This is a genomic window from Dyadobacter sp. HNCC25DJ183 (genome assembly GCF_056895175.1).
The window spans coordinates 437,521-453,097 of record NZ_JBXHAP010000007.1 but is presented as its reverse complement, the minus strand read 5'-3'; the positions used below and the strand labels follow the sequence as shown (position 1 = coordinate 453,097).

Genomic DNA, 15,577 nt, shown 5'->3' with positions numbered 1-15,577 from the left:
TTTAATTAGAATGTTAGTGATAAGGTGCCGCCGAAATAACGCGCAGGCGGTGTTTGTCCAAGGCTGGTAAAACCTACCGCATTGCTGTCTGAACCTAATGCGCTATACTCTGGATCGGTGTACAGGTTTGATTTTGGCGCCCATATAAAGAGGTTTCTTCCCTGAACGCTGATGCTTGCACCTTTAATTACTTTTGTTTTGTCGAGTAATCCGGCAGGCAGGTCGTAGCCAATGGATGCTTCACGCAATTTCCAGAAACCCGCAGAGTTGGTGTAGTTCTGACCAATGTTGGTATTTCTTGTTCCATCAGTCCAGAAATCAGCACCACCACTTCTTACCGCAATGTTGGTGTTCTCTACATACTGGCCTTCTGAATTCAGGTAAGAAGAATTTGGAATCACAAAACGGTCCCTGTTGTACCAGCCAGTGCGAACGCCAGCACCAGAAAAGTCATATCCTCCGGAAACTGAGTTAAAAATATAATGACCATTACGGTACTCGAACAGTAAGCTCAATCTCAATTTCTTGTAGCTAACTGTTCCATTCAAGCCAAGAATGTGCGGCGGGTTGGTAATACCTACATCCTTGAAAGTGCCATTCGTAGAAGGGTACCCTGTTTTCGAATCAACGATGATTCTTCCCTGGTCATCGCGATTGTAATCAGTTACCTGAAGAAGCGGGAAAGGAGAGCCTACTTTAGCGATAACTTTCGCAGCAGAACCCGAAGAACCAACACTCAGCTCATTTGATTGTGCAGAAAGAGAAAGTACTTCATTCTGGTTGTAAGTGTAGTTACCACCAAGTTGAACTGTCAGTCCTGTTGCGGTTTTGATAGGTGTAATGTTCAAGGACGCTTCAATCCCTTTGTTTTCTACCTCACCGATGTTAGTTCTCAAAGATCCGAAGCCGGTCGAGTTAGGAATCAAAACAGTGATGGTTTGATCAACTGTGTTGGTTTTGTAGAAAGTAATACCACCACCTATGCTCCATGGGCGGAATTCGAAATCGATACCACCCTCAATTCCTGTTGTGATCTCAGGTTTCAGGTTGGAGGAAACAAGTGTATTATCCAGCACAAAACCGGCACCACTTGTATAGGGATATCCGTAGCCTTGTGAGAAGGTGCTGCTCAGTGAGTATGCGCCGAGGTTATTCAATGGAATAGGGCCGAAATCCCGGTTGTTGCCCAGGTTCACCTGGCCAACCTGTGAGTAACCCGCGCGTAACTTCAAGCTTTGCAGGATGTCGGAATTGGTAAGTGCCGGAATAGCGTCGCTGGCGATGAAAGAAATGTCAGCAGACGGATAGAAGAATGAACGGTTTTCTTTTGCCAAAATTGAACGCCAGTCATTTCTTGCTGTCACGTGAAGGTAAAGCAATTCTTTAAATCCAAGACGTGCTTCTCCATACACACCGATTTGGCGTGCTTTATAGTTTCCTTCGTTTGCAATCGGCGGGTTAAGGCTGTTGCCGATGTTGTAAAGTCCGTCAATTACGAGACCATTAGCTACAACACCCATTGCTTTTGTTGCATTCTCACGAACAGTCGTTCCCACGGCAACATTCAGGTTGAATGCAGGACTCAGATTTGTTTTAAATTCAGCTAAGAAGTCGTTGACAAACTGCGTCGTATAACCTGCATAATCAACAACCTGACCAGCGATATCTGTCTTCGAACTTCCTGAGATGCTTTTTGTATAATCAGTATAAGTGAACTTACCTTGATGTACTTTACCAGACAAATTCCGTCCGCTCATACCCACTCGGTAAGTGAATGTTAATGGTTTCAGTGGATTCCATTTCAATTCCATATTACCCTGCAGATAATCATTACGCTGATTCCAACGGTTGTTGGATAGTGTGAAGTAAGGGTTTTGATAATATTCGTTGAAATAACCATTTGGGTTAGCAAATGGATTATTCTGCCAGTCCTCATACTTCGTTACATCCACTTGGCTGGGCGACATCAAAAGGTTTTCATACGCCGCGCCCGTCGCGCTACTTGTGTTGGTACGGCCTGCTATAAAGTTGGTGTTGAATGACGCCGTCAGGTTTTTGTAAATGTGGCGCACAACATTGGCACGCACGCTGTAACGCTTGTATCCGTCATAAGGAACAGTTGATTTTTGGTCAAAATACTGTGCAGACAGGTAGAATGTGCCTTTGTCATCTCCCGAAGTAACACTAAGGTCAGTCTGGTTTGCAACGCCGGTGTTCCAGAAATCTTCACGGAAATTTTGCGCTGAATAAGGTACAGTCTGAATAGAACCATCTTCCAGCGGCTTTCCAATATTCACCATCGAACCATCGAACGCAGGTCCGTACTGCTGGTTTTCGTAAGGGGTATAAGATGGTACATCATCCGGTGTTGTTCCTGAACCAAAACCTTTCTGCAGCTGAGGAAGAAAACTTACTTTCTCAAGCGTAGTTGTGTTGGAGATCTTGAACTGGGTTACACCTGATTTACCTTTTTTGGTAGTCACGATAAGTGCACCGTTGGATGCATCCGATCCGTACAATGCCGCTGCACCTGCTCCATTCAACACCTGGATATCCTCGATGTCCTCAGGGTTGAGGTTTCCAAGTATATCATTCGTGGAAATGATGTTGTCGATGACAACGAGCGCCTGGTTGTTACCCGTAAGTGAACGGTTACCGCGAAGTACTAAACGGTAGTTAGGGTTCACCCCGCTGCTCACACCCATTACCAGCAATCCTGGCACACGACCTGCAAGACTCGCCGCCACACTGATCGGCTTACCCTGTACAATGTCCTGCGCTTTTACGGTAGTGGACTGGTTACCCAGCTCGCGGCGCTGTGCAGTTAGACCGCCGGCCGTGATCACAACCTCATTCAATGCAAGTTCGTCTAGTGTCAGAACTACATCTAAATTGCCCGACGCCGGCGCTTTCAGCTCCTGGTTAAGGAAGCCGACGAAAGAAAAAATAAGTGTTTGACCAGGGCGCGCATTAATGCTGTATTCGCCTTTGTCATTGGTAAGCGTACCGGTGTTTGTTCCGGCAACCCTGATAGATACGCCGGGAAGAGATGACCCGTCGTCTTTGGAAGTAACCGTCCCGGTCACCTCTCTGCTTTGGGCGTAGACCTGGCTGCAAAGCAGCAGCAAGCCCCCCAAGAAGGGTAATAGAAATTTTTTCATTAAGTTAGGTTTGTTATAAAATAATTGTCTGTAAAAATAATATTTGTCCTGACAATTACAACAGCATTTTTATGAAACTCAAAAGAATATTTACTCCAAAAAGATTTATTAGGCCGAAATTGCATGTAAAAGGGTTTTTATTCAAAATTATCTGTACAATTGAAATGTGACCAATCGGTTACAGTTAATCTTGGCTAAATTGTATTTTACTGCTAAAGCAAAAAAAGGCGGACAGTGTCCGCCTTTTTTTGCTTTGTATGACTTTCGGGCTAGAATTTGTCCCACCACAATTTGGTAGTAACAACGTCTCCGCCGATAGCAGTTGCAGCTGCTTCACGGTTTGCTCCGTTCAGCGTTTGCTCATTGATCGGGTAGATCATCCGGGTAGGGATTGCAAGTCCGGCAGGTGCATTACCACCTGTTGGAGGCAACAATCTCGGGAAATCCAATCTTCTCCATTCAACCCATGCTTCCCAACCTCTGTTGTAAAGTGCAAGCCATTTCTGGAAGCCGATTTTCTCTTTCCAGTTGGCAGCAGCAGTAGCATAAGCCACTTTTGGTTGTGCCAGGTAAGCAGTTGTAGCAGCTGTAATTTCAGCAGCAGGCTTGTTGATATTGCTCATCCAATATTCGATAGAAGCACCAATGCCTTTGTTGTAGTGCTCTGCAGCAGTACCTGCAATGAAACCTCTTTCAACAGCTTCCGCCAGTAGGAACTCCACTTCTGCGTAATCCAGAAGAATGCCTTCCAGATCCGGCTCGATGATGTTATCACCCACGTGAGAGAATGCCGAGTAGGTATTTGAAAAACCGTAGTTTCCGCCAACATATTTACCGTTAATATCAGTAAAGAATGCAGCACGTCTGGGGTCATTCAGATCATTCATCGGGTTAACGATCGTTGCTGAGGCTACAAAATCCTGACGGCTGGTATACAGCGGGTTCAGATTTTGCGCAATTACGTTATAGTTTGGCGGGGTATCAATGTAAGGGAATGCCGCATTGTCGTTGTTCGAAGTGAAAACATTTGGTGCCGCTTGTGCTACCAGTGTTTTCGCTTTTGCAGGATCGCTGTCAGCAATGATCATCGCCAGTTTCAGTTTCAAAGAATTTGAGAACTTAACCCATTGCGAAAGATCTCCTTCGTAAAGCAAATCGCCGTTTTCAAATCCAACTCCGTTCGTGCTGAATTTCGGGATTGCAACGTCCAGACGTGCAAGCAAATCGTTGTAAACAGTTTGTGCATCGTCGTATTTTGGAAGAACATTGTCCGGGTTCAAAGCTTCTGAGTAAGGAACGTTACCAAACGTGTTCACAAGCGCGGCCCAGGCCATTACTTCCACAACTTCGATCTGAGCGAGCTGTACATCTCTGTTTGCAGGAACGATGAATTCGTCCTCTTTCAACAGTCTGCGTGCTTCGTTCAAGTCAGAGATCACACCTTTGTAAATTCCCTGCCAAAAAGCCTGAGGAACCGTACGTGCTGTTACATTGTAGCGAGGCTCATCCAGGTAAGTGGTTGTTGCCCAGTGTTGTACGTATAAACGGTAGTTGTTCACATTCACGTTGGGGCTGGTCAATGTATCAGCAAGCCCTTTCAAAGCATTGGAGAACAAAGTAACCGGCGGTACCTCCGACGGACGCTTTGCATCCACATTGTAATCATCCAGGCTGTCGACACACGCGGTCATCAGCAGGATTGGAAGAAAGAAAATGATTAATCTTTTCATATTTTTTTAAAAACGCAGTTTAACATTGAATCCATAACTTCTAACTGCCGGATACGCACCACTTTGATATCCACCTGCACCGTTCAGCTGTCCTGATCCCAAACCTTCTTCCGGATCCTGGAAATCCATGTTTTTGTGGATGATCCATAGGTTACGTCCAATTACAGAAACGTCGATTCCTTTGAATGCGCGCAGTTTCGCAACGATATCCTGAGGAATTGAGTAAGTCAATGCAACCTCTCTCAATTTGATATAGCTTGCATCGTAAATGTACATCGCACGTGGCGGGTTAGCAGGGTATCCGTATGCCGTGTTTCCGTTACCGTCAGAGTTTTCTGCTCTCACGTCGTTTGGAGTACCATCTGCTTTTACACCTGGGAACAACACACCACCTGGTTTGTCTGTCAAGCCTAGTTTGTTACCCTTTGCATCGTAGTTGTAAGCAGGGTCTCTTTTTGGGTTGCCAAGTTCGTTAAGTCCGGCTGTGATCGGATAAAGACCAGTTCCTTCTCCATACCACTGATCCAGTGACCACACATCTCCACCGTGACGAATATCAAGCAGGAAGCTCAATGCAATGGATTTGTATTTCAAATTGTTGCTAACACCACCGATCCAGTCTGGATTAGGGTTACCAATGATCTTAGCAGAACTTGCAGATGCTGCATACATACCATTTGAACGAACGATTTTCTGTCCATTTTCGTGGTATTCGAAATCTGTACCTCTGATGATACCGAAAGGCTGTCCAACAGCAGCATTCAGGGAAACTCCACCTTGCAGGGAAGCAACAGGAACGTTTTCAACACCTTCATACAGGCTGATTACCTTGTTTCTGTTACGTGCAAAGTTTGCATTGATTGTCCATGAGAAGTCAGCTGTTTTAACCGGAGTTACGTAAGCAGAGATCTCGATACCTTTGTTTTGTACTTCCCCTGAGTTGATATACTTGAAAGCAAATCCAGTTGCAGCAGAAATCGATACCGGCAGGATCTGATCAAGTGTTTGTGAGCGGTAGTAAGTGAAATTAAAACCTACACGGTCATTCAGGAAAGCAGTTTCCAATCCGAACTCATAGCTTTTTGTACGCTCTGATCTCAGGTTAGGGTTGTTTTTCGTGTTACGCAAAGTAAAGTATGGAATTGATCCGATACCGGTCGGTTTGTCATACACGTCCAGGATACTTCCCCATGGTGCATCATTACCTACTTCTGCATAGTTGGCGCTCAGCTTACCCATTGTCAGCCAGTCCAGTCCAAGGCCAGGAAGATTTGAGAAGTTGAAGTTGGCACCTACCGCTGGATAGAAGTAAGTGTTATTGTCTTTCGGAAGCGTAGAAGATTTGTCTTGTCTTGCGGTAAGGTCAAGGTTAACAAGGTCTTTGTAACCAAAAGAAGCCTGTGCATAAAGACCATCCACACCAATGCGCTGGTAAGTTTCAGAAGGAGCTTCGATCGGGTTGATAGAGTTCAGCAGGGAGTAAAGCCCTGGTACAACCATACCTCCGTTTGTTTTAGCTCTTACTGCATTCAGCTTGGATCTGCGCATGCTTCCACCCGCCAAACCAGAGAAGTTAATGTCTTTGGTAATTGCTTTGCGGAAGTTGAAGATCACGTCAAGGTTGGTTTCATTAAAAGCACGGTTGTAGCGGCTGTATTCAGCTGGATCTGCGCTACCGAATGCAATTCTTTCTTCCTGGAAATCCTGTGTTCCGTTGTAAGCGAAGCGGCCTGTCACGTCAACCCACGGAGCGATTTTGTAGACAGCCTGCGCATAACCGAAGAAGTTATCACGCGTATCATTTGAGTAGTTCTGGTAACGGGAGTAGTATGGGTTTTCTGAGTAGATAGGTCCATTGTTCTCGAAACGTGCTGTCGGGCTACCCCAGTTCCAGGTTACATTCTGCTGGTTTCTGAAATACGCATCCTTTTGTTCAAGTATGTCAACGTTGGTCTGGAACCACTGTCTGAACTGCTGGTTAGGGTTTTTGCCATCATAACCAGTTCCGTAGCGGCCAAGACCTTTGATTTGCGAATAGTTCGCATTTGCCTGAACAGAAAGCTTTTTCGTAATGTCGAAAGTAGCTGAGAAGTTGAACAGGTTTTTTCCAAGTTTACTGTTTGGCAGCACACCTTTTTCGTCGTTACGTGTGTAACCAACTTTGAAGGTTGTGTTTTCGCCGCCACCTGTGATGCTGATGCTCTGGTTTGAGTTTAAGCCTGTTTCATAAAAAGAAGCAGGGCCGTTTTTAGCTGCAACCCAGGGAGTCATTTTTTGGTAGTTAGGAGAGCTTGGATCCAATGCATCCCACTGATAAACCATCACAGAAGGATCAAATTTCGGACCGAAAGAAGCATCTGCATCAAATAGCGTGATGTTACCTTCTCCTGAGCCCAGGTTGCCACGGTAAAAACGGGTTTTAGCCCGGTCACCATCGTAACCTGCACCATATTCGTTCTGATATTTTACAAATGTCGACTTGTCAATTTTACCCCAGGTAACACCGCTGTTGACAGTTATGTCAAAGCTGTTTTTACGTCCCTGTTTGGTAGTAATCAAAATAACACCATTTGATGCACGTGAACCGTACAATGCAGTTGCAGCAGCACCTTTCAAAACGTTAACAGAAGCGATGTTGTCCGGGTTGATATCGGCTGCGGCATTACCGTAGTCAGTTCCCGCGCGTCCTGTTTGCTGATCAGAAGTGTTCGTGTTTGCATTAGAAACGGGTACACCGTCAATAACCCACAAAGCCTGGTTGTTACCGGTAATGGATTTGTAACCACGGATAACCGCGCTGGTCGATCCACCCATGTTGTTATTTGTCTTGATATCCAGACCGGCCACTTTACCAGAAAGTGCATTCATTACACTCGGGTTACGTGCCTGTGTGATCTGTTCTGCATTTACCGTCTGGGCAGCGTATACCAGCTCATTTCTTTTTCTCTCTTGTCCCAGGGCAGTTACAACAACTTCCTGCAACTGGCTCACGTCATTTTTAAGAGATACATTGATCGTAGTCTGATTGCCTACCTCCACTTCCTGAGACTGGAAGCCGATAAAACTGAACACTAAAGTAGAGCCTTGTGAAGCTGAGATCGAGTACTCACCCTGCGTGTCGGTAGTAGTACCGCGAGTAGTACCTTTCAAAGAAATGTTGACACCGGGGAGCCCTGAGCCATCTTCAGCGGTGACCTTGCCAGTCACAGCCCGATCCTGCGCATACAATTGCGTGCACAAAAGCACCATGCAGCCCAGTAGGGATAATAGAAACTTCCTCATACGTGATTAAAGAATTAGTTGTAGTTATGTTAACACAATGTTGCAAAATTAATTATTAGTTTAACCATTACAACGTTTCTATTGCGAATTTTCAAAATATACTTTGGTTTGACATGCGTTTTTGGAAAATATTATAATTCATATCAGGGTTTTTTAACGATTTTGTAAATGTTGGAAATTTTGCTAAAAACAGTCTCTTGTTATATAAATGTTAACATAACTCTCTATTTGTTAACTTTTTCGTATAATTACCTTTAACATCTTTTAACTTTTACAATCTGCACGCCTTAGCTATACGCAGCTGTTCAAAAGAATAGATCTAAATAGTATTTCCCAGTTTCCGTTGGACGTATCTTAGTCTAAGTAACTTTTTCAATGCCTTTTCTGATTGTACTATTTTAATATATACTACAAATTAAACCCCATATGTCACCAAAGGTAATTTTCGTCGCCGGAGCGCTCTTGTTTGGGCACATTGCATTCGCGCAGCCAATTGCTGCTGTTAAGATCGATCAGAAAGCGCAGTCGCTGGAAAAGAAGCTTTCGGAGTGGCGACGTGATTTTCACCAAAACCCGGAACTGGGAAACAGGGAATTTAAAACCGCAGAGAAAATTGCAAATCACCTGAAGCAGCTGGGGATTGAGGTGAAAACCGGCGTGGCACATACAGGTGTTGTCGGAGTGCTGAAAGGTGGGAAGCCAGGTCCGGTAGTGGCCCTCCGCGCAGATATGGATGCTTTGCCCGTAACCGAGCGCGTAAATGTACCTTTCAAATCAACCGTAACAGCGGAATTCAACGGGCAGAAGACGGGCGTAATGCACGCCTGCGGACACGACACCCACGTGGCTATACTGATGGGGGTAGCCGAGGTACTTGCGTCCATGAAAGCCGACCTGCCAGGAACCGTGAAGTTCATTTTCCAGCCTGCCGAAGAAGGCGCGCCGGAAGGTGAAGAAGGCGGTGCAAAGCTGATGATTAAGGAAGGTGTTCTTGAAAATCCGAAGGTCGATGCCATTTTCGGGCTCCATATCGATTCAAAAATCGAAGTAGGTAAGATAGGATATAAGCCGGGGCCGACAATGGCCGCTGTGGATATACTGAACATCAATGTTACCGGAAAGCAAACCCACGGTGCATATCCCTGGTCGGGCGTAGATCCCATAGTTACCTCCGCTCAGATCATCAACTCATTACAAACCATTGTGAGCCGCAACCTGAACCTGACGCAGGCGCCGGCAGTAGTTACCATCGGAATGATCAATGGCGGGATCCGGCAGAATATTATTCCGGAATCTGTGAAAATGGTTGGAACAATCCGCACGTTTGATGAAGGCATGCATCAATATGTCCATAAGCGGATCAATGACATTGCTACTAATGTGGCCGAGAGTGCAGGTGCGAAGGCAGACGTAAAAATCGATATCCTCTATCCCGTTACCGTCAACGATATTCCGCTCACCGAAAAAATGATCGGTACACTTCAGAATGTGGCAGGCAAAGAAAATGTAAGTCTCATTCCCGCGAAGACAGGCGCCGAAGATTTCTCATACTTTCAGCAAAAGGTACCCGGGCTTTTCTTTTTCCTGGGCGGAATGCCGAAAGGGAAGGAGGTGGAAGAAGCTGCGCCGCACCATACACCTGACTTCTATCTGGACGAAGGCAGCCTCGTACTTGGTGTAAGGTCTCTTACCCGGCTCACAACAGATTATATGCAGGCAAGCAGCGCGAAACCGGCGAAAAAATAATTATTCAGGAATATTCTTCCTCACCTGATCAAAAAGCAGGCTGGGGAAGAATCTTTTTACATAAATCGCCGCTACCTCTTTCAGCCCGCCGATGTAAATCTCCTTTTTGTCTTTTCTTACCGCATTCAGGATCTTTCGTGCACATTCATCGGCAGGTATTCCATTCGCCTGATTGGAGTCCATTTTGCCAAACTTACCGCCCGACTCATTTAATGCACTGAGCGAGATGTTTGTGCGGATATACCCCGGGCACACAGTAGTTACTTTGATGTTGTCCTGATATGCTTCTGCACGAAGTGAATCGTAAAAGCCGTGCAACGCATGTTTAGCTGCATTATAGCCCGACCGCATGATTGTACCTATTTTCCCGGCCACGCTGCTGATCACAATGAAGTGCCCGCTTTTCTGATTTGTCATAAATGGCAGCACCGCCTTCGTAAGTGCAACTGTGCTGAAAAAGTCTATCTCCATGATCTTTTTATACACATCCAGGTCAGTATCCCTGATATAGGATCGCTGGCTTACGCCTGCATTGTGTACCATAATATCAATGCGCTGAAAGCGATCGATTACTTGTTGGGCAGCAGGTACGGCTTTTTCCAGCTCAGTTACGTCCATTGGTAACACCAGCACAGCTTCTTCCGGCAAGCCCGTCGCCTTTTTCACTCTTTCCAATTGCTCTCTTCGTCGCGAAGTCAGAACCAGTCGTGCGCCTTCGCGGGCAAACTCCATTGCCAACGCTTCCCCAATGCCCGAGCTCGCACCGGTAATCCAGACTACCTTATTTTTAAAATTGTCCATAAAATTAAATCGAAGCGGAAACAGGCAGGAATTTCAGATGGGCTGCCTCCGTATTTACGTCGAGTTGAGCAGGCATACCTACGCACATGGCGCGGTTGTCACCCACGTGGCCGACTGGAAAATTGAAACATACGGGATAGTTATACTCCTTAATATGTTCATAAATGATCTCATTCGCATCTTTCCCGAACGTAGGTGCACTGTTGTCTTTCATATCGGTAAACTGTCCCACCACCAGCCCGGCCAAATCTTCCAGTTTTCCTGCTCTCTTCATCTGGATCACCATTCTGTCCAGATTGTAGAGATACTCGTTAATGTCTTCTATAAAAAGGATCTTACCTGTAAAGTCGATTTCTGTTTTGGAGCCGATCAGGTGGTTGAGGATACAGAGATTTCCGCCCACTACCGGCGCGGTCGCTTGCCCGGTCCTGTTCAGGGGATATGCGTCGATAGAGTATTCGGGTAGCTCTCCAAACAACAGCTGCCTGAGCGATTCTTCCGCCTTTTCGCCTCCGTAAGTAGTAATCGATTTCGCCATTGGCGCGTGGAGACTGGCGTAACCCAATTGATATACCTGTGAAAGCAGTACAGTCAGGTCACTGAAACCGACGATCCATTTAGGATGTTGTAAAAACCGGTCGAAATCGAGTCCGTCCACAATGCGGGAGCAGCCATAACCACCGCGCGCTGCAATAATGGCGCGAATGTCCGGATCGTCAAGCATTTTTTGCAGATCATTCCTGCGGGTTTCGTCATCGGCAGAAAACTGGTTGAATGCAGTGTTCAGCGTTTCGCCTTCTTTTACCTGCAAGCCCCATTTATTTGTAAAAATGTCAATGCCGCCGAGGATATCATCATACCTGATCACACTTGCCGGCGCCACTATGCCAATCTTATCGCCGGGTTTGAGGAATGGGGGGAGATGGATTTGATGCATTGATTGTTTGTCGCTCACTTTTGAGGCACATAATGACCTCTTAGCGAGTGAATCTTGATTTTATTTTCGATGATTTGATAAACAAGCCGATGTTCACGATCTATCCTTCTCGACCAATAGCCCGAAAGATCATGTTTTAGGGGTTCGGGTTTTCCAATGCCGTGGTAGGGTGTATTCAATATTGAATCGAGCAGCGCTCTTATCTTTTTTAATATCGACGTATTATTTGTTTTCTTCCAATAATCAAGATCCGAATCGGCACGTTCAGAGATTACAATTTCCATACGTCGTCCAGAGAAATTTTTCTGAACTTACCTTCAGCGAACTGCTGCTCGCTCTCATTGATTTTTTTTACAAATTCAGGATCATAAGGACTTGTTTCTTCAACCTCAACTTTGCCTTTAAAAGTAGCCAGATACTCTTTGATCGCGTCCAGAATTCCCTGGTCTTCGGTTTTAATCGTAAGTGTGCTCATAATTAGAATTATGATTTAATGTATTTCAAATATACCTCAAATAAAAATCACATCATCAACCAGATCACTCTTCATCTCCCTGTTGATAAGCTCGATGATTTTGCTTTTGGCGCGGAAAAGTTCGTTGCGCAACGGGGCAGATTCTATTTGCAGGAAGAGTGTCCGCTCGTGGATATATACCTTCCGGGTGCGTGTGGCAATTGCCGATCCCATGATCTTGTCCCAATGCGCCACCACGTACGACTGGTCAAACCGGGTACGTAGCCTGTACTTTTCCAGCATCTGATCTATCGCGTCTTTCAGCGGGGTTACGCCCGGTCGCCGTGACGCTTTTTCCTTGTCAAACCGATAGTGTTGTGCCATATTGTTGGAGAGGTGAGTAGTACAAAGGTAGGAATATTAAAGCCCTGCTGCCAGTTGCTGCCTACTTTTTCAGCAGCTCCTGGTACACCACATCCATGATCGACGTCCGTATGTTCAATGTCGATATCTTGCTGTTTTCCCTAGTAGGATATACTCTGTTCGACAGGAAAACGTAGTTCAGGTTCCATGCAGGATCGGCCCACGTCATAATGCCTGTGTAGCCGGTATGCCCGAAGCTGGACGGACTTGCATATTTAGGCGCATTGCCTGAATACTTGAATGTAGGCTTGTCAAATCCGATCCCGCGGCGGCTGCCTGTTTCAGGATACTGATATCTTGTAAACTCTAAAAGCGCATCTTTGCTAAGCAGCTGCTGGCCGCCATAGTAACCTTGCTGCAGGTACATTTGCCACACTTTCATCACATCATTTGCATCCCCGAAAAGTCCGGCGTGGCCGCTCAATCCGCCAAGCATCGCGGCGGCTTCATCGTGCACTTGTCCGTGCAGCTGTGTCATCCTGAAAAACGTATCGCGCTCGGTCGGAACGATATCTTCCAGCTTGTAAAACCGTTTTGGGTTAAATGTCAGCGAGTTGGCGCCCAGCTTGTGGTAATAATGGTTTTTCAGGTAATCCTCAAAATTTTCACCCGATAACCTTTTCACGATCTGTGGGTAAAGTATGAACGACAAATCGCTGTATACATAACCTTCCTTTTCATTCAATGGAGAATCGCGGATGGATTTGAATATCGTTTTGTCATAATCTTTAAAGATAAACAAGCTGTCGCCCACAACTGAGATCGGGTATTTCCTCGATTGTTTGGTGCTGAAAGTCTTCTTCTTCCAGCTTCCGTCGGCATTTTGTGCCTCTTTCCAAAGTACGATAAATGCTTTCAGCCGTGCGCTGTGCGTCAGTACCTTTCTCCATTCCAGGTCCGCCTTGTTGGATTTTTCAAAATCAGGCAGATAATCCTTCATTGTAGCATCGAGATCAAACTTCTTCTGGTCCCACAGGCTCATCAATGCGAGTGTCGATGCCGTGATTTTGGTTACGGAAGCCAGGTCATACAAGTCAGTCAGCTTTACATTCGCATTGCCTTCATAGGTATGTTTTCCGTAAGCTTTCCTGAAAAACACTTTCCCGTCTTTCGCGAGTTGCACCACGCAGCCCGGCGTCGCTTTTTGTGTTACTGCAAGATTTGCAATGGAGTCGATTTTGTAAGTAATGATCCTGGAATCCATTCCAAGTTCCTCAGGAATTGTGTATTTCAGTCGGCCGATCGCAGGCGTTTCAATACCTGCATTGTACGGAAATTGTGCATTTACAGTAACGGGCAATTTGCCGCTCGCCGGTATTGCACCGAAAATCAGCTGTGCAGAAAGGTCCTGCGTGTAAGGTGTCAGCTGATACGCCATCACCAGCGCTTTAGTATTTGCCGCTTTTTCGATCTTGTTTAAAGAATATGGATTACCGAATATCGAAACCACCGACTTGTTTGTCGCGATCAGCTCCTGCAGTACTGCATTCATCGGCTCTGTCAGCCCGTAGTTGGTTTTGGGAGAGATACTACCCAGATGTACACCCACAAGCAGCAAGTTATAATCCTTTATCTTGGCCCTCAATGCAGCAATCTGAGCCTCCGTAGCTTTTGCCGGAATGTAGAAATGATCGACAGATGTATAAAGTTCGAGTGTTTTCTGGAAAGTGGTGACGGTATCGGCACCCAGCGAGACGGACGCGATTTTCAATGTATCCAGGTCGCGCAGTGGCAGCAGGTTATTGTCATTTTTTAAAACGGTTAATGCTTTTTCCGTCAGCAACCTGTTGATCAGCTCAGCCGATTTCGGGTTCAGGTCTTCATACAGGTTATTCATATCAACCGGTTTATAGCGGTCGAGTCCGGCCCAGGCTTTTGCCATTAAAACCTTTTTGCAGCGCTCATCGATTTCCTGCTGGGATATCCTGCCCTCCGCAATGCTCTTCTTGATCTCGGCTATGGATTTGTTCACATCCTCTGTAAATTCCAGGATATCCATTCCGGCTTCCAGCCCCATTGCGTCGGCTTTCCCGTCAGGAAAATATTTGGTAACTCCCTTCATATTCATCGCGTCGGAATAGATCAGCCCGTCGAAACCCAGCTGCTTCCTCAAAATGTCTGTCACAATCGGCTTGGATAATGTCGAAGGAAGGTTAGGGGTTTTGTCCAAAGCCGGAATGCTCAAATGCGCGATCATAATACCGCTGATCCCATTGCTGATCAATGCTTTGAACGGGTACATTTCAAGTGAATCGATGCGCGTCACATCGTGTGCGATCAACGGAAGATCAAAATGCGAATCAACCCCAGTGTCCCCGTGGCCCGGAAAATGTTTTGCGCTGGTAAGTAGCCCGTTATCCTGCATTCCCTTCATGTAGGCCACAGCTTTATCGGCTACCTTGAACTTGTTTTCACCAAAAGAGCGAAAGCTGATCACCGGGTTGTTCGGATTGTTATTCACATCAGCAACGGGAGCAAAGTTGATATGCATGCCCAGCCTTTTCGCTTGTCCGGCCAGCTGCGCTCCCATTTCATAAATCAGGTCGTTGTTGCCCTGGATCGCGCCGAGTGTCATTTGATAGGGGTACCGGACTGTGCTGTCAATGCGCATTGCCAGTCCGAACTCCGCGTCCATTGCTACCAGCAGCGGTACTTTTGAAATGGATTGATAGTGGTTTGTCAGTCGCGCCTGTGGTACCGGCCCGCCCTGGAAGAACACGATGCCCCCAACTTTATTTTCGCGAATCAGTTTTTCAACCATCTCCGGGCTACTCGCCTTCGGATCGATCAAAGCCCTTTTAACATCCGATACCGCCGGGATCATGATCAGCTGGGCAATCCGCTCATCGGGAGTCAGCGAAGCAAAAACGGAGTCGACCCATTTTTGGTTTTTAGCAAGATATGTCGGGGAGTTGCCGGTCTGGGCAACGGAAAGGAAACTGTTTGCAAGTAGAAAAAGAATTAGCGAGGCAAGGATTTTCATTACAGGGATTGGTGTATGCTATTTTCTAAATTTGAATGGTATGGTTCTGGTACTTTAAGT

Annotated in this window: 10 protein-coding genes; 1 reads left to right on the top strand and 9 read right to left on the bottom strand. The window is 46.1% G+C overall.

Annotated features, from left to right (window positions below; all coding sequences use genetic code 11):
- Positions 1–5: 5 nt before the first annotated feature.
- The 3 genes from AC1XTG_RS19735 to AC1XTG_RS19725 all read right to left on the bottom strand — a co-directional run bounded on the left by AC1XTG_RS19735 (position 6) and on the right by AC1XTG_RS19725 (position 8,173).
- Positions 6–3,161 (bottom strand): SusC/RagA family TonB-linked outer membrane protein, encoded by a 3,156-nt coding sequence (locus AC1XTG_RS19735; protein ID WP_056285563.1) that lies wholly within the window; start codon positions 3,159–3,161, stop codon positions 6–8.
- Between the two features lie 269 nt (positions 3,162–3,430).
- Positions 3,431–4,891 (bottom strand): SusD/RagB family nutrient-binding outer membrane lipoprotein, encoded by a 1,461-nt coding sequence (locus AC1XTG_RS19730; RefSeq protein WP_056285560.1) that lies wholly within the window; start codon positions 4,889–4,891, stop codon positions 3,431–3,433.
- A 6-nt stretch (positions 4,892–4,897) separates the two neighbouring features.
- Positions 4,898–8,173 carry a SusC/RagA family TonB-linked outer membrane protein gene (locus tag AC1XTG_RS19725; protein WP_484843123.1) on the bottom strand — a complete coding sequence of 1,092 codons (3,276 nt, stop codon included), beginning with the start codon at positions 8,171–8,173 and terminating at the stop codon, positions 4,898–4,900.
- A 426-nt stretch (positions 8,174–8,599) separates the two neighbouring features.
- Here AC1XTG_RS19725 and AC1XTG_RS19720 point away from each other — a divergent pair, with 426 nt between their 5' ends.
- On the top strand, positions 8,600–9,919 hold the full coding sequence (locus AC1XTG_RS19720; RefSeq protein WP_484843122.1) for an amidohydrolase: 1,320 nt from the start codon (positions 8,600–8,602) through the stop codon (positions 9,917–9,919).
- Here AC1XTG_RS19720 and AC1XTG_RS19715 read toward each other — a convergent pair whose 3' ends face one another.
- The 6 genes from AC1XTG_RS19715 to AC1XTG_RS19690 form a co-directional block, all read right to left on the bottom strand.
- Entirely contained in the window at positions 9,920–10,720 is an 801-nt protein-coding gene (locus tag AC1XTG_RS19715; protein WP_484843121.1) for an SDR family oxidoreductase, read from the bottom strand.
- A 4-nt stretch (positions 10,721–10,724) separates the two neighbouring features.
- Complete coding sequence (locus AC1XTG_RS19710; RefSeq protein ID WP_484843120.1) at positions 10,725–11,657, bottom strand: S66 peptidase family protein; 933 nt, start codon at positions 11,655–11,657, stop codon at positions 10,725–10,727.
- Positions 11,658–11,671: 14 nt separating this feature from the next.
- The gene (locus tag AC1XTG_RS19705) at positions 11,672–11,941 is read right to left on the bottom strand and encodes a Txe/YoeB family addiction module toxin (protein ID WP_484843119.1); all 270 of its coding nucleotides are present in this window, start codon (positions 11,939–11,941) and stop codon (positions 11,672–11,674) included.
- On the bottom strand, positions 11,929–12,132 hold the full coding sequence (locus tag AC1XTG_RS19700) for a DUF2683 family protein (RefSeq protein ID WP_484843118.1): 204 nt from the start codon (positions 12,130–12,132) through the stop codon (positions 11,929–11,931). The genes AC1XTG_RS19705 and AC1XTG_RS19700 overlap by 13 nt, the downstream gene beginning before the upstream one ends.
- Positions 12,133–12,168: 36 nt before the next feature.
- The gene (locus AC1XTG_RS19695) at positions 12,169–12,495 is read right to left on the bottom strand and encodes a DciA family protein (protein WP_056285547.1); all 327 of its coding nucleotides are present in this window, start codon (positions 12,493–12,495) and stop codon (positions 12,169–12,171) included.
- 61 nt (positions 12,496–12,556) lie between these two features.
- Complete coding sequence (locus AC1XTG_RS19690) at positions 12,557–15,517, bottom strand: serine hydrolase domain-containing protein (protein ID WP_484843117.1); 2,961 nt, start codon at positions 15,515–15,517, stop codon at positions 12,557–12,559.
- Positions 15,518–15,577 lie beyond the last annotated feature (60 nt).